Annotated in this window: 21 protein-coding genes; 10 read left to right on the top strand and 11 right to left on the bottom strand. The window is 71.4% G+C overall.

Features of this window, described 5'->3' with window-relative positions; all coding sequences use genetic code 11:
• The first annotated feature begins 106 nt into the window (after nucleotides 1-106).
• Nucleotides 107-1,315 carry a 23S rRNA (cytosine(2499)-C(5))-methyltransferase gene (locus IEY33_RS03720; protein WP_188960838.1) on the top strand — a complete coding sequence of 403 codons (1,209 nt, stop codon included), beginning with the start codon at nucleotides 107-109 and terminating at the stop codon, nucleotides 1,313-1,315.
• Between the two features lie 269 nt (nucleotides 1,316-1,584).
• On the opposite strand, the gene tpiA is transcribed toward IEY33_RS03720, so the two are convergent.
• The 4 genes from tpiA to IEY33_RS03700 form a co-directional block, all read right to left on the bottom strand.
• Nucleotides 1,585-2,346 carry a triose-phosphate isomerase gene (gene tpiA, locus IEY33_RS03715; RefSeq protein ID WP_188960837.1) on the bottom strand — a complete coding sequence of 254 codons (762 nt, stop codon included), beginning with the start codon at nucleotides 2,344-2,346 and terminating at the stop codon, nucleotides 1,585-1,587.
• The gene (locus IEY33_RS03710) at nucleotides 2,343-3,512 is read right to left on the bottom strand and encodes a phosphoglycerate kinase (RefSeq protein WP_188960836.1); all 1,170 of its coding nucleotides are present in this window, start codon (nucleotides 3,510-3,512) and stop codon (nucleotides 2,343-2,345) included. The genes tpiA and IEY33_RS03710 overlap by 4 nt, the downstream gene beginning before the upstream one ends.
• Before the next feature lie 149 nt (nucleotides 3,513-3,661).
• Complete coding sequence (gene gap, locus IEY33_RS03705) at nucleotides 3,662-4,657, bottom strand: type I glyceraldehyde-3-phosphate dehydrogenase (protein ID WP_188960835.1); 996 nt, start codon at nucleotides 4,655-4,657, stop codon at nucleotides 3,662-3,664.
• A 181-nt stretch (nucleotides 4,658-4,838) separates the two neighbouring features.
• Nucleotides 4,839-5,450, bottom strand: coding sequence for an HAD family hydrolase (locus IEY33_RS03700; RefSeq protein ID WP_188960834.1), 612 nt, complete (start codon nucleotides 5,448-5,450; stop codon nucleotides 4,839-4,841).
• 266 nt (nucleotides 5,451-5,716) lie between these two features.
• On the opposite strand from IEY33_RS03700, the gene cysS reads away from it, so the two are divergent.
• The 3 genes from cysS to IEY33_RS03685 are packed head-to-tail and all read left to right on the top strand — an operon-like array spanning nucleotide 5,717 to nucleotide 8,305.
• Nucleotides 5,717-7,177, top strand: a complete 1,461-nt coding sequence (gene cysS / locus IEY33_RS03695; RefSeq protein WP_188960833.1) for a cysteine--tRNA ligase — start codon at nucleotides 5,717-5,719, stop codon at nucleotides 7,175-7,177.
• Nucleotides 7,174-7,779 carry an NADPH-dependent FMN reductase gene (locus IEY33_RS03690; RefSeq protein WP_229670717.1) on the top strand — a complete coding sequence of 202 codons (606 nt, stop codon included), beginning with the start codon at nucleotides 7,174-7,176 and terminating at the stop codon, nucleotides 7,777-7,779. The genes cysS and IEY33_RS03690 overlap by 4 nt, the downstream gene beginning before the upstream one ends.
• Before the next feature lies 1 nt (nucleotide 7,780).
• Entirely contained in the window at nucleotides 7,781-8,305 is a 525-nt protein-coding gene (locus tag IEY33_RS03685; protein ID WP_188960832.1) for a GNAT family N-acetyltransferase, read from the top strand.
• 54 nt (nucleotides 8,306-8,359) lie between these two features.
• Here IEY33_RS03685 and IEY33_RS03680 read toward each other — a convergent pair whose 3' ends face one another.
• On the bottom strand, nucleotides 8,360-9,145 hold the full coding sequence (locus IEY33_RS03680) for a WecB/TagA/CpsF family glycosyltransferase (protein WP_188960831.1): 786 nt from the start codon (nucleotides 9,143-9,145) through the stop codon (nucleotides 8,360-8,362).
• Nucleotides 9,146-9,265: 120 nt separating this feature from the next.
• Between IEY33_RS03680 and IEY33_RS03675 the strand changes: the two genes are divergently transcribed.
• The 5 genes from IEY33_RS03675 to IEY33_RS03655 all read left to right on the top strand — a co-directional run bounded on the left by IEY33_RS03675 (nucleotide 9,266) and on the right by IEY33_RS03655 (nucleotide 14,703).
• Nucleotides 9,266-9,952: a Crp/Fnr family transcriptional regulator gene (locus IEY33_RS03675; protein ID WP_188960830.1), complete on the top strand. Its 687-nt coding sequence runs from the start codon at nucleotides 9,266-9,268 to the stop codon at nucleotides 9,950-9,952.
• An 8-nt stretch (nucleotides 9,953-9,960) separates the two neighbouring features.
• On the top strand, nucleotides 9,961-11,553 hold the full coding sequence (gene bshC / locus IEY33_RS03670; protein ID WP_188960829.1) for a bacillithiol biosynthesis cysteine-adding enzyme BshC: 1,593 nt from the start codon (nucleotides 9,961-9,963) through the stop codon (nucleotides 11,551-11,553).
• Between the two features lie 40 nt (nucleotides 11,554-11,593).
• On the top strand, nucleotides 11,594-12,430 hold the full coding sequence (locus IEY33_RS03665) for a phosphotransferase (RefSeq protein ID WP_188960984.1): 837 nt from the start codon (nucleotides 11,594-11,596) through the stop codon (nucleotides 12,428-12,430).
• A gap of 117 nt (nucleotides 12,431-12,547) precedes the next feature.
• Nucleotides 12,548-13,051, top strand: a complete 504-nt coding sequence (locus tag IEY33_RS03660; protein ID WP_188960828.1) for a hypothetical protein — start codon at nucleotides 12,548-12,550, stop codon at nucleotides 13,049-13,051.
• 242 nt (nucleotides 13,052-13,293) lie between these two features.
• A complete protein-coding gene (locus IEY33_RS03655; protein WP_188960827.1) occupies nucleotides 13,294-14,703 on the top strand; it encodes an alpha/beta hydrolase family protein in 1,410 nt (469 codons plus the stop codon).
• Nucleotides 14,704-14,864: 161 nt separating this feature from the next.
• Here IEY33_RS03655 and msrB read toward each other — a convergent pair whose 3' ends face one another.
• From msrB to xpt, 6 genes are all read right to left on the bottom strand, one after another.
• The gene (msrB, locus tag IEY33_RS03650) at nucleotides 14,865-15,323 is read right to left on the bottom strand and encodes a peptide-methionine (R)-S-oxide reductase MsrB (protein ID WP_188960826.1); all 459 of its coding nucleotides are present in this window, start codon (nucleotides 15,321-15,323) and stop codon (nucleotides 14,865-14,867) included.
• A 66-nt stretch (nucleotides 15,324-15,389) separates the two neighbouring features.
• On the bottom strand, nucleotides 15,390-15,758 hold the full coding sequence (locus IEY33_RS03645) for an MliC family protein (protein WP_188960825.1): 369 nt from the start codon (nucleotides 15,756-15,758) through the stop codon (nucleotides 15,390-15,392).
• 71 nt (nucleotides 15,759-15,829) lie between these two features.
• On the bottom strand, nucleotides 15,830-17,290 hold the full coding sequence (locus IEY33_RS03640) for a hypothetical protein (protein WP_188960824.1): 1,461 nt from the start codon (nucleotides 17,288-17,290) through the stop codon (nucleotides 15,830-15,832).
• A 138-nt stretch (nucleotides 17,291-17,428) separates the two neighbouring features.
• Nucleotides 17,429-19,018: an acyl-CoA carboxylase subunit beta gene (locus IEY33_RS03635; RefSeq protein WP_188960823.1), complete on the bottom strand. Its 1,590-nt coding sequence runs from the start codon at nucleotides 19,016-19,018 to the stop codon at nucleotides 17,429-17,431.
• 105 nt (nucleotides 19,019-19,123) lie between these two features.
• On the bottom strand, nucleotides 19,124-19,636 hold the full coding sequence (locus tag IEY33_RS03630; protein WP_188960822.1) for a YflT domain-containing protein: 513 nt from the start codon (nucleotides 19,634-19,636) through the stop codon (nucleotides 19,124-19,126).
• 82 nt (nucleotides 19,637-19,718) lie between these two features.
• On the bottom strand, nucleotides 19,719-20,300 hold the full coding sequence (xpt, locus tag IEY33_RS03625) for a xanthine phosphoribosyltransferase (protein ID WP_188960821.1): 582 nt from the start codon (nucleotides 20,298-20,300) through the stop codon (nucleotides 19,719-19,721).
• 81 nt (nucleotides 20,301-20,381) lie between these two features.
• Here xpt and IEY33_RS03620 point away from each other — a divergent pair, with 81 nt between their 5' ends.
• Nucleotides 20,382-21,509 carry a DNA glycosylase AlkZ-like family protein gene (locus IEY33_RS03620; RefSeq protein ID WP_188960820.1) on the top strand — a complete coding sequence of 376 codons (1,128 nt, stop codon included), beginning with the start codon at nucleotides 20,382-20,384 and terminating at the stop codon, nucleotides 21,507-21,509.
• Nucleotides 21,510-21,511 lie beyond the last annotated feature (2 nt).

The following is a 21,511-nucleotide window of genomic DNA, read 5'->3' as shown; positions in this document are numbered from 1 at the left end:
TTCGTCCACGCAACGTGCAGAATTCACCGAAACCTTAGCTCTCCTCACCTGCCGTCCCCACCCGCCACGTGACACGCCACCCCCCCGCGGCGTACAGTCGTGTGCCATGACCCAGACTCCGCCCCCCACCACCCCGAGGCTGCGCCTCAAAGTCACGCCCGCAGCCCAGCAGCACCTGAGGGCCGGACACCCCTGGCTCTACGAAAGCAGCGTCAAAAGCCAGAACCGCCCGGGCACGGCCGGTGAACTCGGCATCGTCCTCGACCGCCAGGACCGTTTTCTCGCCATCGGCCTGTACGACCCCACCTCACCGCTCCGCCTGCGCGCCCTGCACGTCGGCCCGCCCGTCACCATCGACGAAGCCTGGTGGGCCAGCCACCTCGACACGGCGCTCGCCCTGCGCGACGGCCTGTTCGACGAGACCACCGACGGCTACCGCCTCATCAACGGCGAGAGCGACCGCTGGCCCGGACTGGTCCTCGACCGCTACGCCCAGACGCTGGTCCTCAAGCTGTACACCGCCGCGTGGTTCCCCCACCTGCAGATGGTGCTGAACCTGCTGCAGGAACGCTTCCCCGACTACGCCGTCACGCTGCGGCTCAGCCGCAACATCCAGGATGCCGCCAGAGCACTCGACCTGCACGACGGTCAGGTCGTCCAGGGCCACATGGACGGCGACATCGTCATCTTCAGCGAATCGGGCCTGAAATTCGAGGCCGACGTGGTCAAAGGCCAGAAGACCGGCTTCTTCCTCGACCAGCGCGAGAACCGCCGCCGCGTCGAAGCCCTCTCGCAGGGACGGCGCGTCCTCAACGCCTTCAGCTTCACCGGAGGCTTCTCGCTGTACGCGGCGCGTGGCGGGGCGACCTCGGTGGTCAGCCTCGACCTGAGCCAGCACGCGCTCGCCGGGGCCAAGCACAACTTCGCGCTCAACCCCCAACTCGGCAAGGTCGGCCACCAGACGGTACAGGACGACGTGTTCGAATGGCTGCAGCAGGACCAGGGCACCTTCGGCCTGATCGTGCTCGACCCGCCCTCACTGGCCCGCCGCGAAAGCGAACGCGCCGCCGCCATCTCCGCCTACGGTACGCTGGCCGAAGACGCCCTGAAGATGCTCGGCAGGGGCGGCATCCTGGTGGCGGCGTCCTGCTCGGCACACGTCAGCGAACGCGAGTTCTACGCAGCGGTGCGCGGAGCGGTGCAGCGCAGCGGGCGCGGCAGCGTGGAACTCGAAACGTCGGCCCACGCGCCGGACCACCACGCCACCTTCGCCGAAGCCGAATACCTGAAGGCCATTTTCATTCAGGTGTTCTGAGCCGGTGTCGAGCCGAACGCTCGACGTTCAGCCGGGCGGAACGCGAAGCCGCCGCCCGGCCGCGAGCGCCAACACGTACGGTGTGGAGAAGATGGAAGTGGGCAGGCGTGGCCAGCCGCGCCTGAGGTCGCCACTTCTCCCGCCCCGCTCGGGCCGCTGGACGGGCAGGCCGTGAGGTCCGGGCTGTACGACAGGTGAACGGACGGCACACAAAAAACCCGGCGTGCGGCCCCTTGACGGGCCGCACGCCGGGTTTCGTCCCTGTCGGCTTACGCCAGGGCATTCACCATGTCGAGCACGCTCTGCACTTCCAGGGCCGCGCCGCCCACCAGCGCGCCGTTCACGTTCGGCTGCCCGCAGATCTCGGCGATGTTGCCGCCCTTGACGCTGCCGCCGTACAGCACCTGCACCTGCGCGCCCGCGTCGCCCAGCAGGCCCGTGAGCGCCGTGCGGATCGCGGCGCACAGTTCTTCCGCATCCAAGGCCGTGGCGGTCTTGCCCGTCCCGATCGCCCAGACCGGCTCGTACGCCACGACCAGCGAGGCGGGGTCCGTGAGCGTCACGCCGTCCAGACTGTCGCGCAGCTGGTCGAGCGTGTAGTTCACGTGCTCGCCCTGCTCACGCACCGCGAGGCCCTCACCGACGCACACGATCGGCACGACGCCCGCTGCCATCGCCGCGCGCGTCTTCGCGGCCACCACGGCGCTGCTCTCGGCGTGGTACTCGCGCCGCTCGCTGTGGCCCACCACCGCGAAGCGCGCACCGACGTCCTGCAGCATCGCGGTGCTCGTCTCGCCGGTGTACGCGCCGGACGCGTGCGCGGACACGTCCTGCGCGCCGTACTGCACGCTGCTGCCCGTCAGGGCCGTCTGCAGGGCGGGCAGGTCGATGGCCGGAGCCATGATCGCCAGGGCGGTACCGGCGGGCAGGGCGGGCAGCGAAGCGAGCAGTTCGCGTGCCCATGCGGCCGCTTCGCTCGGCGTCTTGTTCATCTTCCAGTTCAAAGCCAGCAGGGTGGATGGGCCGGTCATTTCATCGCCTCCACGCCGGGCAGCTTCTTGCCTTCCAGCAGTTCGAGGCTCGCGCCGCCGCCCGTGCTGATGTGCGACACGCGGTCCGCCTGACCGCTCTTGTTGATGGCGCTCACGCTGTCCCCGCCGCCGATCACGCTGTACGTGCCCGCGCCGAGGTCAGCGACGGCCTTCGCGATGGCGTTCGTGCCGCTCGCGAACTTCTGGAACTCGAACACGCCCATCGGGCCGTTCCAGAAGACGGTCTTGGCGCCCTGCAGGGCCGCCGTGAAGGCCGCCTGACTGTCCGGCCCGATGTCCATGCCTTCCCAGTCGTCGGGGATGTCGGCGGTGGGCACCACGCGCGTGTTCGCGTCGTTGCTGAACGCGTCACCGGCGAGCGTGTCGGTCGGCAGGACGATCTTGTCGCCGTACCTGCCGAGCAGTTCGCGGGCCTTGTCCAGGAAGTCGTCCTCGTGGATGCTCTTGCCGATCCGTCCGCCCTGCGCCTTGACGAAGGTGTACGCCATGCCGCCGCCGATCAGCATGCGGTCCACGGTCGGGAGGAGGTTCTCGATCACGAGGAGCTTGTCGCTGACCTTCGCGCCGCCGATGATGACGACGTACGGGTGCTCGGGCGCGTCCAGCAGCTTGCTGAGCGCCGTGACTTCCGCTTCGAGCAGCAGGCCGCCCGCGTGCGGCAGGTGCGCCGCGACGCCGCTCACGGACGAGTGCGCGCGGTGCGCGCTGCCGAAGGCGTCCAGCACGAACGCGTCACCGAGCTGCGCGAGGGCCGCGCTGAGGGTGGCGTCGTTCTTCTCCTCGCCCGCCTCGAAGCGCACGTTCTCCAGCAGCGCCACGTCGCCGGGCTGCATGGCCTGCACGGCCGCGCGCGTCTCGTCCGAGCTGGGCAGGCCGCCCAGGAACTGCACCGGCTGGCCGAGCAGTTCCGAGAGGCGGGCCGCGACGGGCTGCAGGCTGAATTTCGCTTCCGGTCCGGCCTTCGGGCGGCCGAGGTGACTCATCAGGACGACGCTCGCGCCGCCCGACAGCAGCTGCCGGATGGTGTCGAGGCTCGCCGTGACGCGCGTGTCGTCCTGAATGACGCCGTCCTTGAGGGGCACGTTGTAGTCCACGCGCACGAGGACGCGTTTGCCCCGGGTGTCGAGTTGTTTGAGGGTCTGCATGGTGGGCCTCCTGTGTGGGGTGTGAACGCGAGCGGGGCGGGCCGTGAGCCTGAGCGCTGTTGCTCGGTGCTCACGGCCCGCCCCGGAACGGGTGTGCTGGGCGCTGTTCGCCCGGCCCGGCTGCCCCGTTCAGGGCAGCGGGCGGGAGATCAGAAGCCTTTCTGCTCGACGAACTGGACGAGGTCGGCGATGCGGCTGCTGTAGCCGGTCTCGTTGTCGTACCAGCTGAAGAACTTGACCAGGCTGCCCATCGCCATGGTGAGGCCGCCGTCGATGATGGCGCTGTGCGTGTCGCCCACGATGTCCTGCAGCACGATGGGGTCCTCGGTGTAGCTGAGGATGCCCTTGTGGCTGCCCTCGGCGGCCTGCTTGAAGACGGCGTTCACTTCGGCGACCGTCACGTCGCGGCTGAGGACCACGACGACGTCGCTGATGCTGCCGACGGGCGTGGGAACGCGCAGCGAGGTGCCGTCGAACTTGCCTTTCAGCTTGGGGTACACCTGCGACACGGCCTTCGCGGCGCCGGTGCTGGTGGGGATGATGTTGATGGCGGCGGCGCGGGCGCGGCGCAGGTCGCTGTGCGGCAGGTCCAGCACGCGCTGGTCGTTGGTGTAGCTGTGCACGGTCGTCATGATGGCCTTCTCGATGCCGAAGGCTTCGTCGAGGAGCTTCATGGGCACGCCGAGGCTGTTGGTGGTGCAGCTGGCGTTGCTGATGATGTTGTGCTTGGCGGCGTCGTAGTCCTGCTCGTTCACGCCGAGCACGATGCTGAAGTCCTCGTTCTTGGCGGGCGCGGTGATGATGACCTTCTTCGCGCCGGCCGCGAGGTGCTTGCTGACGCTGTCGCGGTCCGTGAAGATGCCGGTCGATTCGATGACGAGGTCCACGCCCAGGTCACCCCAGGGGAGCTTGGCGGGGTCGCGCTCGGCGAGGGCCTTGATGGCCTTGCCGTTCACGGTCAGGCTGTCGTCGTTGTACTCGACGGTGCCGTTGAACTTGCCGGCGGTCGAGTCGTACTTCAGCAGGGTGGCCAGGGTCTTGTTGTCGGTCAGGTCGTTGATGGCCACGACGTCCACGCCGCGCTCCACGAGAATGCGGAACACGAGTCGCCCGATGCGTCCAAATCCGTTGATGCCTACTTTCATGGTGCCTCCTGAAGTGATGCCTGGACAGTAGTGTCCTGCGTGTGGGTCAGGGAATCGTCCCCTGCATGGGGCAGTCTAACCCACCGGGGCACGCGCGAGGCAAATTGTGTAGATGCTACACCAAGTACAGCGAATCCCGCCCCGAACCGTCCCCGCGCGGCTCCTGCGCCCCCGGCGCCCGTTACGGTTCCACGCCCAACTCCGCCAGTGACACCCGCAGCGCCGCCGCGCCCGTGAACTGAACCGCGTGCATCCCGACGCTGCGGGCCGCCTCCGCGTTCTGCAGGCGGTCGTCGATCATCACGGCCTCGTGCGGCTGCACGCCCGCCATGTCGAGCGCCAGCCGGAAGATCGCCGGGTTGGGTTTCGCGACCCCCAGGTAACACGAGCTGAAGAACGCCAGCAGCGGCCCGTCCAGCCGGAAGGTCCGGCGGCGGTACGCGTTCAGTTCGCGCGACTCGTTGTTCAGCGCGTACATGCGGTGCCGTCCCGCCAGTTCGGACAGCAGGGCGAGCGCTTCCGGGTCCGGCGTGCTCTGCGCCTCCATCGCCGCCACGAACGCGTCCCGCCCGAACGGCACGGGACGGCAGAACACCGTCTGCGTCAGGTAATCGTCCAGCGACAGGCGCCCCATCTCCAGTTCCGGCACGATCAGCTTGTGCCGCTCCTGAAAGTCGTCCGCGTCCAGCCCGAACTGCGTCACGACTGCCCGCCGCTGGTCGCGGTCCCAGCCGTTGGAGAGCAGCACGCCACCGAGATCCCAGAACACCGCACGGACGGGGGAGAAGGTCATACCGGCAGAGTAGCGCAGCGCCCCCGCACGCCCGGACGCACGGTAGCCCCCCCCCACGCCACCCGGACGACACCCCGCCCCCATGACCGGGAACCCGTACCGCCGCGCCCCGATGCCGTATACTCCGTCCATGACCCGCCTCACCTGTTGCCCCCCCAAGCGGTAGCAGAGGACGCTCTGCCGCCGCGCTCGCCCATACCGGGAGCGCGGCCTTTTTTATGCTTCCGGCCCGCCCGGCCCCCGCACGACCCCCATTAGGAGACCCCATGACCCAGGCCCCCACCTTCCCCGACGTGTACCTGTACGACACCCTGCAACGCCGCAAAGTGAAGTTCGAGGCGACCTCGCCCGGCCGCATCGGCATGTACCTGTGCGGACCCACCGTGTACAGCGACGCGCACGTCGGCCACGCCAAGAAGGAAGTCGCCTTCGACGTCATCCGCCGGTACTTCATGCACCTCGGGTACGCGGTGCGCTACGTCAGCAACATCACCGACGTCGGCCACCTCCAGAACGACAGCGACGACGGCGAGGACAAGATGCTCGCCCGCGCCCGCCTGGAACAGCTGCAGCCCATGGAAGTCGCCGAGAAGTACTTCTGGAGCTTCATGGACGACATGGGCCGCCTGAACGTCCTGCGGCCCAGCATCCAGCCGCGCGCGACCGGCCACATCGGCGAGCAGATCGCGCTCGTGCAGGAACTCATCGCGCGCGGCCACGCCTACGAATCGCACGGCAGCGTGTACTTCGACGTGCGCAGCTGGCCGAACTACGGCGTGCTGTCCGGCCGCAAACTCGACGACCAGGAGGAAGGCACCCGCGAGGAAGTCCGCACCGAGAAACGCGACCCGCGCGACTTCGCCCTCTGGAAGAACGCCGAACCCGGCCACATCATGCGCTGGGACTCCCCGTGGGGCGAGGGCTTCCCCGGCTGGCACATCGAGTGCAGCGCCATGAGCCTCAAGTACCTCGGGGAGGGCTTCGACATTCACGGCGGCGGCCTGGACCTGCAGTTCCCGCACCACGAGGCCGAGATCGCGCAGAGCGAAGCGGCCGGACACCCCTTCGCGCGCTACTGGATGCACAACAACATGCTCACCATCGGCGGCGAGAAGATGAGCAAGAGCAAAGGCAACTTCACGACCCTGCAGGACCTCTACAGGCGCCTCGACCCGATGACGGTGCGCTTCCTGCTCGTGTCCAGCCACTACCGCAGCATCACCGAATTCAACGACGACGCCTTCGTCAGCGCCCAGAACGGCTACAGGCGCCTCACCGAAGCGAAAGGCGAGGTCGAGCGCCGCCTGGCAAGCGCCGCCGAGCACGACGACTCGGCCCTCGTCACGCGGATCGGCGCGCACCGGGACGCGTTCGAGGCGGCCATGCGCGACGACTTCAACACGCCCGAAGCGGTCGCCGCGCTGTTCGGCCTGACGCGTGACGTGAACGCCGCCCTCGCCGCAGGGATCGGCCGTGCCGGACTGCAGGCCGCGCACGACGCGTACCGCGAACTGGGCGGCGACGTGCTCGGCCTGTTCATGGAGGGCCAGAGCGACACGCAGGACGACGCGCAGATGCTCGATACCCTGCTGGAACTCGTGCTGCAGGCCCGGCAGAACTACCGCCTGAACAAGCAGTACGCCGAGTCGGACGCCCTCCGTGACCGGCTGGCCGCCGTCGGCCTGACCATCGAGGACACCCGGGACGGCGCACGCTGGAAGAAGTGAAGCCCGCAGAAGTGACGCCCGCCGCCCCGCTGCGCTTCACGGTCCTGTCGTGCAGCCTCGACCCGAACAGCCGCAGCCGCGTCCTCGCGCACCTGAGCCGTGACGTGCTCGCCGGGGCCGGGCACCACGTCCAATTGATCGACCTGCGCGACACGCCCCTCCCGCCCTTCGACCATCACGCCGTGTACGACAGCCCACACCACGCCACGCTGCACCGCGCCGTGCAGGACGCGGACGGCGTGGTCCTCGCCGCGCCCGTCTACAACTGGTCGCTCGGCAGCGCCCTCAAAAACGTCATCGAGGCGACCGGCTCGACCGGGGAGGGCAGACGCGCGGCGTGGTTCGATCAGCTCGTGACCTTCGTGTGCTCCGGCGGACTGCCGCACAGCTACATGGCGGCCGCCAGCCTGCAGACGTCGCTGATGCTGGACTTCAAGTGCGTGCTCAACCCGTACCAGGTGTACGCGTCGGGCCGCGACTGGCAGGACGACGGGCAGCCCGTCCCGGCCCTGCGGGCGCGGCTGGAGAAGACGCTCGCCGTCAAGGCCGAACTGGCCGCCCGCCTGCGCGGCCGCACGATCACGTCCGACTGGGAGATCTGACATGACGCCGACCGATATGCCGTCCGCCCTCACGCTCGTCACGCCCTCGCAGGACCTGCTCGTCACGTACCGCGCGGCCCTCGCCGAGTCCCACGCGGCGGGCGAGCACCTGGAACTGCACCCGGACCTGCTGCCGGAATACGTGCGGCGGCTCGCGGAGCGCGGAACGCACGTGCCGGAGGGCCGCGTGCCGGAAAGCGTGTACTGGGGCGTCGTGGACGGCGAGTACGTGGGCCGCGTCAGCCTGCGCCACCACCTGACGCCCGCCCTGGACGCATGGGGCGGCCACGTGGGGTACGAGGTGCGGCCCTCCCGGCGTGGCCAGGGGTACGGGCACCGGCTCCTCGCGGCCGTCCTGCCGCACGCCCGCACGCTCGGCCTGACGCGCGTGCTGCTGCAGTGCGACGACGCGAACGCCGCCTCGGCCCGCATCATCGAAGCGGCGGGCGGCGTGCTGGAATGCCACGTCACGAACCCGCACGGCGAACCGGGACGGCGCTACTGGATCGAGCTGGACCCTGCCTGAGCCTTGGTCTGGATGGACGGATTCGGGTGGTCCTGCGGGCGGTCCTGGGGCGCTTCAGGTGGAGCGTGCCGCGCGGCGTTTCGCCTGCCGGACCACGCCGACGAAGCGGGCGAGGGCGGGCGCGCGGCCCCAGCGTTTGCGGTCGCCCGCGACGCGCCAGATCCACTCGACGCCCAGGCGGCGCGTCCAGGCGGGTGCGAGGGTGGCGGTGCCCGCCAGGACGTCCAGCACGCCGCCGACGCCCATCATGACGGGCACGTTCAGCACCTCGCGCCAGTACTCGTTGAAGATCTCCTGCCGCGCGGCGCCCATCGCGGTGAGGAGCAGGTCCGCGCCGCTGTCGCGCACGAGTTCCGCGACGCGCACGTCGTCCGACGCGTCGAAGTACCCGTGGTGGACGCCCGCCACCACGACGCCGTACTTCTCGCGGGCGTTCTGAGCGGCTATCTCGGCCACGCCGGGTTTCGCGCCGAGGAAGAACACGCGCAGGTTCGGCCCGTGGCGCTGCATCAGGCCCGCGCTCAGGTCGAAGCCGGGCGCGCGGGGCACGTCCGCGTGCAGCAGTTCCTTCGCGGCCCACACGATGCCCACGCCGTCCGCCGTGACGAGGTCCGCGGCCCGGATCGCGGCCGTGAAGCGCGCGGCGAGGTCCGAGCCGTCGCGGCACTGCATGATGAATTCCGGGTTGAGCGTCACGACGGTGTGTGGCGCGCGCGGTCCCTGGATCCACGTGCCGAGCAGGTCGAGGGCCGCGTCCAGACTGACGGGGTCGAGCGGGTGGCCGAGCAGGTCGAGGCGGGCGGGGCGGCCGGGGTGGGCGGTGGTGCTGGGCGCGGCCATAACAGCGCGGAGTGTAGCACGCCGCACTTTCCGCTGCCAGCGGGCGCGGCGCGCCTGCACGCGTCAATCGTGCGTTCCCTTGCCTTTGGCGCACGGCTTCCCTGCTGATACTGTGCGGGTATGCTGCCCAGTTTCCTTCTTGCCCTGACTGCCGAGGCGAGGGCTGCCGTCCTCAGCTCGACCCGGACCCTGAACTGGAGTCGCGGCAGCCTGCTTCATCACAGTGACGACGTCGCGGAGGCGGCGTTCGCCATCACGTCCGGCCACGTCCGCCTGTACCGCCTGGGGACGGGCGCGCGCGAGGTGACGGTCAGCGTGCACGGGCAGGGCGAGGTGCTCGGCATGGCGACCCTCACGCCCGGCGGCACGTACGGCCTGTACGCCGAGGCGATGGACGACGTCGAGGCGCTCGTGCTGGGCGGCGACAACCTGCGGCAGCTCATCCGGCAGCATCCCGACATGGCGGTCGCGCTGACGGCGCAGGTGGCGCGCCAGACGCGCAGCCTGCAGGAGCGCCTCTCGCAGCTGGTGTTCCTGGAAGTCTCGCAGCGGCTCGCGCTGGCGCTGCTGCAGCTGGCGCACGAGAGCAGTCCGGGCGGGCAGGCGGCCGAGAACGGCCCGGTGGCGCTGCGGGGACGCATCTCGCATCAGGACCTCGCGTACGTGGTGGGGTCCACCCGCGAAACCATCACGAAGCTCCTCGGGGATTTCCGGGGGCGGGGCCTGCTGGACCTCGGGTACCGGCGCATCGTGGTCACGGACCTGTCCGGCCTTCAGGACGCGGCGCGCCAGCCGCTCGGCGCGTGAGTCGGACCGTGCCGACCCGGCCGACCGAGACGCGCAGCGTCGCCCGCGCCTACGCGGACGGCGACCTGCCTGAATTCTTCCGCCTGTCGCCCGCCGACCTGCCGGGCCTCGCGGAGCGTGCCACCTTCCGGCCCGACGTGGACCGCGCGGCGCTCGTGGCGGCCCTGCGCGCGTACCACGCGGCGCTCGGCACGCTGGACAGGCCGCTCGAAGTGCAGCTGGAGCGCCTGCTCGTCCCGAACTCGGCGGTCGTGGTGACGGGCCAGCAGGCGGGCGTGCTGGGCGGCCCGGCGTACAGCGTCCACAAGGGCGCGAGCGCCGCCCTGCTCGCACGCGAACTGGACCGCGACGACGCGCCCGTGCTGGGCGTGTACTGGGTGGCGAGCCAGGACCACGACGCCGACGAGGTGGCGGGCACCACGCTCCTCGACTACTCGGAGGTGCTGCACCGCCTGCACCTCGACCTGCCGCAGGGCGTCCCCGTGGGCCGCATCCCCTGGACGCCCGGGTACACGCGGCAGGTGCACGACCTGCTCGCGCAGTTCGACACGCCCGCCGAACGCCGGGACGCCGTGCGCGCCCTGCTCGACTGGGCCATGCAGGGCCACTCGTACGCGGACGTGTTCGCGCGCCTGCTGCACCGCCTGCTCGGCCCGACCGCCGCGCGCCCGGACGGCCTGATCGTGCTGGACCCGCTGTTCCCGGACCTCGCGCGCCTCATGGCGCCCGCCCTGCGCCGCGAACTGACGGACCCGCTGGAGTCGTCGCGCCGCATCGAGGTGGCGGCGGCGGCGCTGGAGGCGCGCGGTTTCACGCCGCAGCTGCGCCGCGCGCCGGGCGCCACGAACCTCTTCCTGGAAGAGGACGGCGGGCAGCGCGTGCTGCTGCGATTCGCGGGCCGCACCTTCGACGCGGACGGCAGGAGCGTCACGCGCGCCGAACTGGACGCGCTGCTGGACGCGCACCCGGACTGCCTGACGCCCGCCGCCGGACTGCGGCCCGCCATTCAGGACGCGCTGCTCCCCACCCTGGCCTTCGTGGTCGGGCCGGGCGAGATCGCGTACGGCGCGCAGCTGCGCGAGGTGTACGCCCTGCACGGCCTGCAGCAGCCGCTGCTGTGGCCGCGCCTGAGCGTCACGTGGCTGGAGAGCAACGTGGACCGCCTGCTCGGCCGGTTCGGCGTGACGGCCGCCGCGTTCCAGGCGGACCCGGAACGCGCGCTCGGCGAGGCGCTCGCCCGTGAACGCGGGGCGGGCGCCGCGAGTGCCGAACGCCTCACGGAACTGCGCGACCTGTTCGCGCGGCTCGCCGCGGACCTCGGCGCGCTCGACCCGACGCTGGAGGGCGCGGCGGCCCGCACGTCCACGCGCACGCTGCTCAGCGTCGCGCGGCTGCAGGACCTGTCGGTGCGCGCCCTCGCCCGCGCCGAGAACGACCGGACCCGCCAGCTGTCCCGCCTGAAACTGCACCTGCTGCCCGCCGGGACGCCGCAGGAACGCGAGATGAACTTCCTGACGTACGTCCTCAAGCACGGCCACGACCCCGTGCGGCAACTGCTCTCGCAGGCGGCGGGCGGCAGCGTCACCCTGCGGCTCGAGTAACGGTGTGCGCGTTCCTCCCGCCCGCGCGGGGCAGGCTATGATGGGCGCCGTGCCGGACGGCCCCGACCACCCCCAACTCCCGCTGTTTCCGACCCTGGAAGCCCGCTACGGGCCGCTCGTGCCGGCCGACGCGGGCATGCAGAGCCGCGTGTACCGCGCCGGTGACCTCGTCCTGAAGGTGTACCGCCGCAGGCGCGGCGAGCACCTGCTGGAGGCCGACAACATGCGCCGCGCCGGAATGGGAGACCGCGTGGCGGACGCGCTGGAGGCGGACGGCGTGGAAGTGCTCGTCATGCGGCACTTCCCGGGCCACCCGCTGCGCGAGGCGGACGTGCTGCCCGCCCTGCCGCAGCTGCGGGACGCGCTCACGCGGCTGCACGCCATCCGGTCCGGGCGGGTGGACCTGCTGAAGCTGCGTGAGCGCCTGAAACGCTTCCGGAGTGCGCTCGCACCGTACCCGCTGGAGGACCTGTTCGAGGCGGTCGAGGGGCCGCTGGAGCACGGCGCGCTCGACGTGCCCGCGTCGTTCTGTCACCTGGACCTGTGGCAGGACAACATCCTCGTCAGCGAGGGCGGAGAGGTGCTCGTGATCGACTGGACGCGCGCCGGGTTCGACGACCCGCTGCGCGACATCGCGCTCCTCAAGACCGGCACGCTCGACATGCTGCCGCGCCAGCAGAGCCTCGACGCGGCCCTCGGGATGCTGCCGGACCGCGCGCCGGACACGCTGCTGCGTTTCCGGGCGTACCTGGCGCACACGTGCCTGCACGACCTGTACTGGTTCCTGATGAACGAACCGTACGCCTTCGAGGGGCAGCGGGACGTGAAGCTCCCCCGCGCCCGGCATGCGCTCGAACACCTCGCCCCGCACCCCTGATCCGGACGCCGATGGAATCCCGCTGAAAGCGGGGTGACGCCCGCCGGACCTGTCCGCCCTAACCTCCCCTGAACGCCCCCTCACCCGGCGCGTGGTGGGGCGCGCCTACGCTGGGGCATGGACCTCAGCACGCACAACCAGGTTGACGACGCCCGCTCCGCCCTGACGCTCGACGTGACGGCCGCCCCCGACCCGAGTGCCCTGGTGCCCGCGCAGGGCGAGCCGGTCCTGCAGCTGCGCGCGCTGGAACACGCGGGCGACCCGGAACTGCAGCACGAGTTCTTCAAGACCTTCCTGACGGACGACGCGGCCGCGCAGCTGCAGTCGCTGCTGCGGCTGGAGGAGGGCGACACCAGCCTGGACCTGCTGTACCCCCCGCAGGCCCCGAACTGGGGGCTGCGCGTGGAGAACCTGCCGGACACCGGGACGCGCTTCACGCGGCTGGACGTGGACAGCCGCCTCCCGACGGACGACACCCTGACCGTCAGTGCCGACGAGGCGATGGCGCTCGCGGACCGCATCACGCAGGCCCGTTCGGAGCGGGCCGCGGCGAGCGCGCAGGTGCACGCGGACGGCGACGGGGGCGGTCAGGCGAGCGCGCAGGACCCCACCCGTCCCTGACGCCCATCCGGCGTTCATCATTTCTTCATTCTCTGCAGTTGTGGCCCCGGCATGCGCGCCAGGGCCACAACTGCGTGTTTTCCTGTGCTGCACAGGTGTATCCTGCCCCTGAACAACAGTTCACGATCCTGTCCGGCGGCCCCTGCCCCGGACGCCCGCCGCACGCCTGACCGGGCCATGATGCGCGCCCTGCACGCTGCATTCCGCTGCACCCACACATCCCACACCCCGGAGGAACACCCATGACGCTCACCCCCCGACTGTCCCCCCTGCGCGCCGCGCTGCTCGCCCTCAGCGCCCTCCTCACCGCCGGGAACGGCGTTACACTGGCGCAGATGGCCCCCGCGCAGACCCCGCCCGCACCGCTCGCCGCCCCCGGCGACGCCCGCCCCGACGCCCCCCAGCTCAGCGCGCGCGGCCCGCACGCCGTCGGTGTACGCACCATCAGCCTCACCCGCAAGGACGTGCCCGACATCGCCCGCGCCGCCGCCACCACCCCCGCCCCCAACCCCCTGCCGCGCTACGACCGGCCCCTCACCGTCGAAATCTGGTACCCCGCCACCCTCGCTGCCGGACAGGTTCAGAGCACCACCTACACCGACGCGCTCGGCAGCGGCCCCGGCGACGCCAAACGCCCCGTCGTGCCCTTCACCTTCCCCGGCCGCGCCACGCGCGACGCCGCCCCCGACACCAAAGGCGGCCGCTACCCGCTCGTGATCTTCTCGCACGGCTACCCCGGCAGCCGCTACCTGATGAGCTACCTCGCCGAGAACCTCGCCAGCAAGGGCTACGTCGTCGCGTCCATCGACCACACCGACAGCACCCACGCCGACAAGGCCGCCTTCGCCAGCACCCTCCTCAACCGCGCGCAGGACGACCAGGCGGTCCTCGACAGCGTCGCCGCGCTCTCCACCACCGGCAGCAGCTTCCTGAACAACCTCGTGGACGCGGGCAACACCGCCCTCCTCGGCTACAGCATGGGCGGCTACGGCGCCCTGAACTTCGCGGGCGCCGCGTACGCGCAGCAGGTCGGATTCTTCGTGCCCGGCGGCGCCCTCGCGGCACGGCAGGCAGGCGCTTTCACCGTCGACCCGCGCCTCAAGGCCGTCGTCGCCTTCGCCCCCTGGGGCGGCGACTACGCCGTGAAAGCCATCGGCGTGAACAACGCCGCGCAGTTCGGCTTCTGGGACGCCTCGGGCCTCAGCGGCATCAGGGTCCCCACCCTGTTCCTCGTCGGCGATCACGACGACGTGGCCGGCTACGTGGGCGGCGTGAAATCCCTCTTCGAGAACGCCGTCAACTCCGACCGCTACATGGTCGTGTACCAGAACGCCCGCCACAACTCCGCCCCCAACCCCGCGCCCGCCGCCAGCCTCGGCCTGCCCGACGAGTACGGCCACTACGCCGAACCCGCCTGGGACTCCGCGCGCCTCAACAACCTCAACGAGCACTTCGTGACCGCCTTCCTGAACTACCGCCTCAAGGGCGACATGGCCGCCGCCGCGTACCTGAACGTCCCCACGCCCATCGCGCAGGACGGCAGGTACAGCCGCAACCCCGACGGGACCCCCAAGGCCGACGACACCTACTGGAAGGGCTTCCCGGCCCGCACCGCTATCGGCATCGAGCTGTACCACCTGAACGCCAGGTAAACCAGCCTGAACTGAACTCCTGGCGTTCAGCCGAGCGGAGCGAGCACCGAACCGCAGCCGCCGCAGGACAGCCGCGCCCCCACCCGGAGACTCCAGGCGGGGGCGTTCACGTGTGGCGGGCGGGTCGGCGAGGCGTGCTCCCGGCCCGCCCGCGTCCGGGTTCAGCGGGCGGGGAAGAGGTCGAGATACTCGCCGTACCCCTCGTCCGCCATGCGGGCCAGCGGCACGAAACGCAGCGCAGCAGAGTTGATGCAGTACCGCAGGCCGCCCTCCGCCTGGGGACCGTCGGGGAACACGTGCCCCAGGTGCGAGTCCGCGAGCGGGGAGCGGACCTCGGTGCGCGCGTACCCGATCTTGTGGTCGGTGTTCTCGGTCAGGGACGCGCGGCGGATGGGGCGCGTGAAGCTGGGCCAGCCGCAGCCCGCGTCGTACTTGTCGGTGCTGGAGAAGAGCGCTTCGCCGCTCACCACGTCCACGTAGATGCCGTCGTCGGTGGTGTTCCAGTACTCGCCGGTGAAGGCGCGCTCGGTGCCCTCGTGCTGCGTCACCTGGTACTGGGCGGGCGTGAGGCGCTCGCGGAGTTCCGCGTCGGACGGTTTCCGGTAGGTGGTGTCGGTCATGCGGTCAGTGTAGGGCGGGACCGGCGTGCGGACCGTGCCTGCGGAACGGTGCCGCGCGCCTGGGCGTCACTGGCCGGTGGCGACGCAGTCCGTCAGGGCCAGGGTTCCGCTCCGCGCGTCCCGCATGTACGACGTGCGGCCCCGGCTGAACCACGTGAAGCGGTCGTTGCTGTACGAGACGCCGTTCGCGCCGGGCGTCAGGTCGAGCGTCTGGGAGCGGCCCGCGAAGTCCACGCGGGCGGTGCCCGGCATCTGCGTGACGTGCACGCGGATGCCGCCCCGGCAGCGGTAGTCGGACTGCGCGATCACCTGTCGGCTCTGGTCGGGCGTCATGGCGGCAGGACCGCCGCTGGCACCGACGCTGGCCGTGCCGGTCAGCGACAGTGCGGCCAGGACGGAGAGGGACAGGGGGCGGGCGGAAAGGGGGCGCAGCATGCGCCGATTGTCGCAAAGTTCACGGGCGGCTGCGGGGCCGTGGCGTTCATCGAACCGTCACCTGGGGCGCGTCAGCGGCGGGCGAGCGGGGAGGGCAGCACGTCCGCCGCGACGATGTTGAATTCCACGACCTGCCCGGCGTCGTCCAGCCCGAAGATCAGGGTCCACGGGCCGCGCGGGCCGCGCTCGAAGGTCGCGGTGCGCGTGTAGTACGTGACGTTCCCGCTGCGCCGCACGTCCTCGGCCAGCACGCTCACCTCGGCCCCGAAGGTGGCGAGGCCGCCCTGCCGGTACTCGCGGAACGCGGCGAGGCTGCCCCACTCCTCCCTCACGCCGGGCGCGAAGGTCCGCCAGAGCGCGGCGAGGCGCTGCGTGAACAGCAGGCGCGTCAGGTCGCGTCCACGGTCGAGCGGGCCGGGGGAGACCGGGAGGGCCGCGCTGCTGGGGTTCGTGCTGCCGGAATCGGTCGTGACCTGCGCCTGTGCTGTGGTGGTCGCGGTGATCCCTGGGGCCTGGGAGGGTGGTGTGGCCGTGGGCTGCGGTGGGGTGGGCTGGGGTGCCGTGGGGGGCTGGGCGATCACCTGCACGTCCGGGCGCTCCGGCGCGGGCCGCTCCGGCTCACGCGTCGCCGTATTGCTGGCGATGGCGGTCGGGCCGCCCGTCGCCGCGCGCCCGGCCGGGGCGGCGGCGGGCGTCTCCGTGGTCGCCGTTCCGGCCGGGGCACGCGCCTGCGCGGCGGCGCGGTCCGCCAGCAGGAACGCGCGGCGCACCTGTTCCGCCAGCGTGAGCGGCGGCGCGGCCACCGTCACGGTCGGCCCCGCCACCGTCACGGTCGGCACGGGCGGCGGCACCTGCCGCGCCTCCAGCCCTCCCCCCGGCCCGCCCAGCATCGCCCCGGTCAGCAGGGCCACCGCAAACGCCACCGCCGCCAGCGTCAGGGTCGCGGTGCGTCCCGGCAGCGAGTTCAGCCAGCGGCGCGCGTCCACCCACGCCCGCCGCCCGCGTGGCCCGTCCGGCCTCTCCAGCAGTGCCTGTACCCGCGCGTGCATCGTGCCTTCACGGCGCTCCTCGTCCAGCAGGCGGCCGTTGGCGAGCAGCACCTCCGCCAGCACCCGCCGCGACCTCAGGTCCGGCATCACGTCCCGCAGCGCCCCCTCCAGACCGTCCGCTGCCGGGACCGTCCCGAAGCGGTCCGCCACGAACGCGAACACCTCCGGCGTGCGCGCCGCCCCGTGCAGCCGCGCCCGGAACTCCGCGCCGTCCACGCTGCTGAGCAGCCCCACCGCTGCCCCGCTCAGGGCCACGCGGTCCCCGCCGCGCCGTTCCAGCAGCCCGTACAGCCGCAGGGCCACCGTGAGCCGCCGCAGGTGCGCCCCGACCCGGTCCCGGCCCAGCAGGGCCCGCAGGTCCGCCGACCTGAAGGTGCGTCCCGCCCTGGCCGCGTGCAGGGTCGCGGCCGCCAGCACCGCCTCCTCCAGCCCCACCTGCGGGAAGGGGAGGAGCGGGTCCGGCAGGGCTTCGGGCGTCTTCATGGCTCGGGGGGACGGCCTGCACGGGCGGGACCGTCCCTCGCCGGGCAGTGCGTCATGGCCATCATCCCACCCCGACGTATGCGGCACATGAACGCCCCGGCGCGCCGCTCCGCACCGTTCAGTGGCGCTGGGCTGCCCTCAGAGCGGTTCGTTGCCGTGCTTGCGGTACGGGCGCTGCTCCTGCTTGTGTTCCAGCATGTCGAAGGTCGCGATCAGGCGGCGGCGCGTGTCCTCCATCGGGATCACGTCGTCGATGTAGCCCTTGCCCGCAGCGACGTAAGGGTTGTCGAAGGCTTCCTTGTACTCGCGGATCTTCTCGGCGCGCGTCGCGTCGGGGTTGCCGCTGTTCTGGATGTCGCGCCGGTACACGATGTTCGCGGCGCCCTCCGCGCCCATCACGGCGACGGCGGCGGTCGGCCACGCGTATACCACGTCCGCGCCCATGTCGCGGCTGTTCATGGCGAGGTACGCGCCGCCGTAACTCTTGCGGGTGATGAGCGTGATCTTGGGGACGGTCGCCTCGGCGTACGCGTACAGCATCTTCGCGCCGTGCCGGATGATGCCCGCGTGCTCCTGCGCGACGCCCGGCAGGAAGCCCGTCACGTCCACCAGCGTCAGGATCGGGATGTTGTAGCAGTCGCACGTCCGGATGAAGCGCGCGGCCTTGTCGGACGCGTCGATGTTCAGGACGCCCGCGAGCGCCTTGGGGTTGTTGCCGACGATGCCGACCACGCGGCCCCCCAGGTGCGCGAAGCCCACCGTGATGTTCTTCGCCCAGTCCGGCTGGATCTCGAAGTACTGCCCGTCGTCCACCAGGGCCGTGATGACGTGGTGCATGTCGTAGGGGCGGCGCTGGTCGGGCGTGACCACGTCCAGCAGCTGCGGCGTCTGCCGGTCGCGCGGGTCGCTGGTGGGGCGCACGGGCGGCTTCTCGCGCGCGTTCTGCGGCAGGAACGCCAGCAGGTCACGCACGCGCGCCAGCACGGCCTCGTCCCCGTCGGCCTCCAGGTGCGCGACGCCGCTCCGGCGGGTGTGAACGTCCGCGCCGCCCAGCTGGTCGAAGGTCACGTCCTCCCGCGTGACGCTCTTGATGACTTCCGGCCCGGTGATGAACATGTAGCTGCTGCCGCGACTCATCACGATGAAGTCCGTCAGGGCGGGACTGTACACCGCGCCGCCCGCGCACGGCCCCAGAATCGCGGAGATCTGCGGAACGACGCCCGAGTACACGGCGTTGCGGTAGAAGATCTCGCCGTACCCGGACAGGCTGTCCACGCCCTCCTGAATGCGTGCGCCCGCCGAGTCGTTCAGGCCGATGACGGGGCAGCCGGTGCGGGCCGCGAGGTCCATGATCTTCGTGACCTTCGCGGCGTTCATCTTGCCGAGACTGCCGCCCAGCACCGTGAAGTCCTGACTGAACACGAACACCTGCCGTCCGCCGATGGTGCCGCTGCCCGTCACGACGCCCTCGCCGGGCGCGTCCACGCCGCCCATCAGCGCGCCGCCCTGATGCTCCGTGAAGGTCCCGTACTCCAGGAAGCTGCCGGGATCGAGGAGGGCGGCGACGCGTTCGCGGGCCGTCATCTTGCCGCCCGCCCGCTGCTTCTGCTGCCGCTCCGGGCCGCCGCCGCCCTCGACCCGTTCGCGGCGCTGCTCCATGCCGGCGATGAGTTCCTGCAGTTCCAGATTCAGGCGGGGCGCACTCTGGTCAGGCTTGTCTTGTGTCATGTGCACTCCAGCATAGCGGCCACCCGTGCTGGACGCACGGCAGCAGGCCGTTCCCGTGAAAGGAACGGCCCGGCTGGCGCGCGGAAGGGAGGGGCGCTGCGGGGGTCAGCGCTCCGGCGTGGCGGGCATCCGGGCGAGCAGAGTGCGGGCCTGCTCGGCCACCTCGGGGTCCACCATCACGTTGTAATGATCGGCGCGCATGCCGCCCACGCTCGTGAAGTCGCGCCGCCCGCCGCTCACCGCGTACGACAGCAGGCCCCACACCGCCCCGAAAATGATGCCGAGCAGCAGGCCGTCGATCATCAGGGACAGGAACCCTCGCCCGCCGCCGAAGCCCAGGAAGTTCAGGATCAGGCCGATGAAGATGCCCGTGAAGGCCCCCTGGCTCATGCCGAGACTCAGGGCGCGCGTCCAGTCGAGGCGGCCCGTGACCTGTTCCACGATCTTCAGGCCCTCCCCGACGATGCTGCTGCGCTCCACCGGGAACTTCTCGTCCGACAGGTAATCCACGGCCCGCTGCGCGTCCAGGTACTGCCTGAAGCTCGCGACGAGCACCCGGTCCGGGCGGTCGAGCATGTTACCGATGACCTGCTGCTGCGGCGAGAAGGGCTGACTCATGCCCCCAGCTTAGAAGGGCGGCCCGTACCGGCGCTGAGGGCCGCACCAAGGAAACTTCACGCACGCCGGGGCGGGCGAGGGATCAGCGGCCCGACTCGACGATCACGCCCTCCTGCTCGTTCATGCGGACGATGTTCGCGAGCGTGTGGATCGGCACGCCCAGGTGCGCGAGCTTCTCGCGGCCCCCCTCGAACTGCTTCTCGATCACGCAGCCGAGCCCCAGCAGCGTCGCGCCGCTCTGCTCGATCATGCCGTTCAGGGCCAGCAGCGTCCCGCCGCTCGCGAGGAAGTCGTCGATCACGACCACCCGGTCGCCCGGCCCGAGGTACTCGCCGGACACGAACAGGTCCACCACGCCGCCCTTGGTGCGGCTCACGCTCTGCGCGTGGAAGGCGGGGTCCTTCATGGTGATGGGGCGCTTCTTGCGGGCGTACACCATCGGGACGTTCAGTTCGATGGCCGTCACGATGGCGGGCGCGATGCCGCTCACCTCGATGGTCAGGATCTTGGTGGGGGCCAGCGGACGGAAGTACGCCGCGAACTGCTGCCCCATGTCCCGGGTGACGGCGGGCAGCAGCTGGTGGTTCACCAGGCCGTCCACCTTCAGAATGCCGCCCGGCAGGATGATGCCGTGTTCCCGGATCGCGTTGACTAAGCTCTGCACCGCCCCACTGTACCGGCTGCGCCGCCCCCGCCCGCCGGGTTCGGTCAGAGCAGCGTCCCGCGATTCATTTATGCTGGGAGCATGACGCCCGCCGCGCCCACGCCCGCCACCCTCCGCGCCTACGCGGCCGCCCGCACCCTCTGGCGCGAACAGACTCTGCAGGCCGCCCTCGACAGGCTCGGCTTCCTGCAGGCCGATCCCATCCGCGCCCCCGCCCGCGCGCAGGACCTGCAGCTCATGCAGCGCGTCCGCGCGTACCGCGCAGGCGACCTCGAACGCCGCTACGCCACCCTCGACATCGAGGAGGACAGCCTCCCCAACTACGGCTTCGTCACGCCCGAAGTGCACCGCCTGCTGCACCCGCGCGCCGCCCGCCCCGCCCGCATCGAGCACGACGCGCCCGGCCTGAGTGAACGCGTGCTCGCGCACGTCCGGGAACACGGCCCCACCCACCCCCGCCGGGTCGCCGAAGCGCTGGGCCGCACCCGCGTCGGCAACGCCTGGGGCGGCGCGTCGAGCGCCACCACCCGCGCCCTCGAAGCGCTCCACCACGCCGGGCACCTGCGCGTCACGCACCGCGAGCAGGGCGTCAAGGTCTACGGCCCCGCACGCACGCACGCCCAGCCGCCGCTGGACACGCAGGCCCGCGCCGAGGGCATCGTGCGGCTCATCGTGAACCTGTACGCGCCCCTCCCGCGCCAGAGCCTCACGTACCTGCTCGGCCTGTGCAGCTACGGCGCGCCCGGCATGGCCGCCGACCTGCGCGCCGCCCTGACGCGCCTGCAGGACGGTTGGCTCGCCAGCGCCAGCGTGAACGGCCTCACGTACCTGTGGCCCGCGCACGAGTCGCCGGACCGCGACGCGCCTGGCGGGGCCCGCCTGCTCACGCCCTTCGACCCGCTCGTGTGGGACCGCAGGCGCTTCGAGCACCTGCACGGCTGGACGTACCGCTTCGAGGCGTACACGCCGCCCGCCAGGCGCACCTTCGGGTACTACGCCCTGCCGCTCCTCGTGTCGGGCCGCGCCGTCGGCTGGGCGAACCTGACCCTCCGGGACGGCGCACTGCACAGCGACGTGCAGCTCACGCCCGGCACGCGCCGCACCGCGCTGCTGGACCGCGCCGTGAACGCCGAACTCGGCCGCTACCGCACCTTCCTCGGCCTGCCCGGCACGCCGCCCCCCGAAGCGCCACCAGCCGAAGCGTCCTGACC

The organism is Deinococcus aquiradiocola (assembly GCF_014646915.1).
In the GTDB taxonomy this organism is placed as follows: Bacteria; Deinococcota; Deinococci; order Deinococcales; family Deinococcaceae; genus Deinococcus; species Deinococcus aquiradiocola.
The sequence above is the reverse complement of the archived record's forward strand: the minus strand, read 5'-3'. Positions and strand labels throughout refer to the sequence as shown.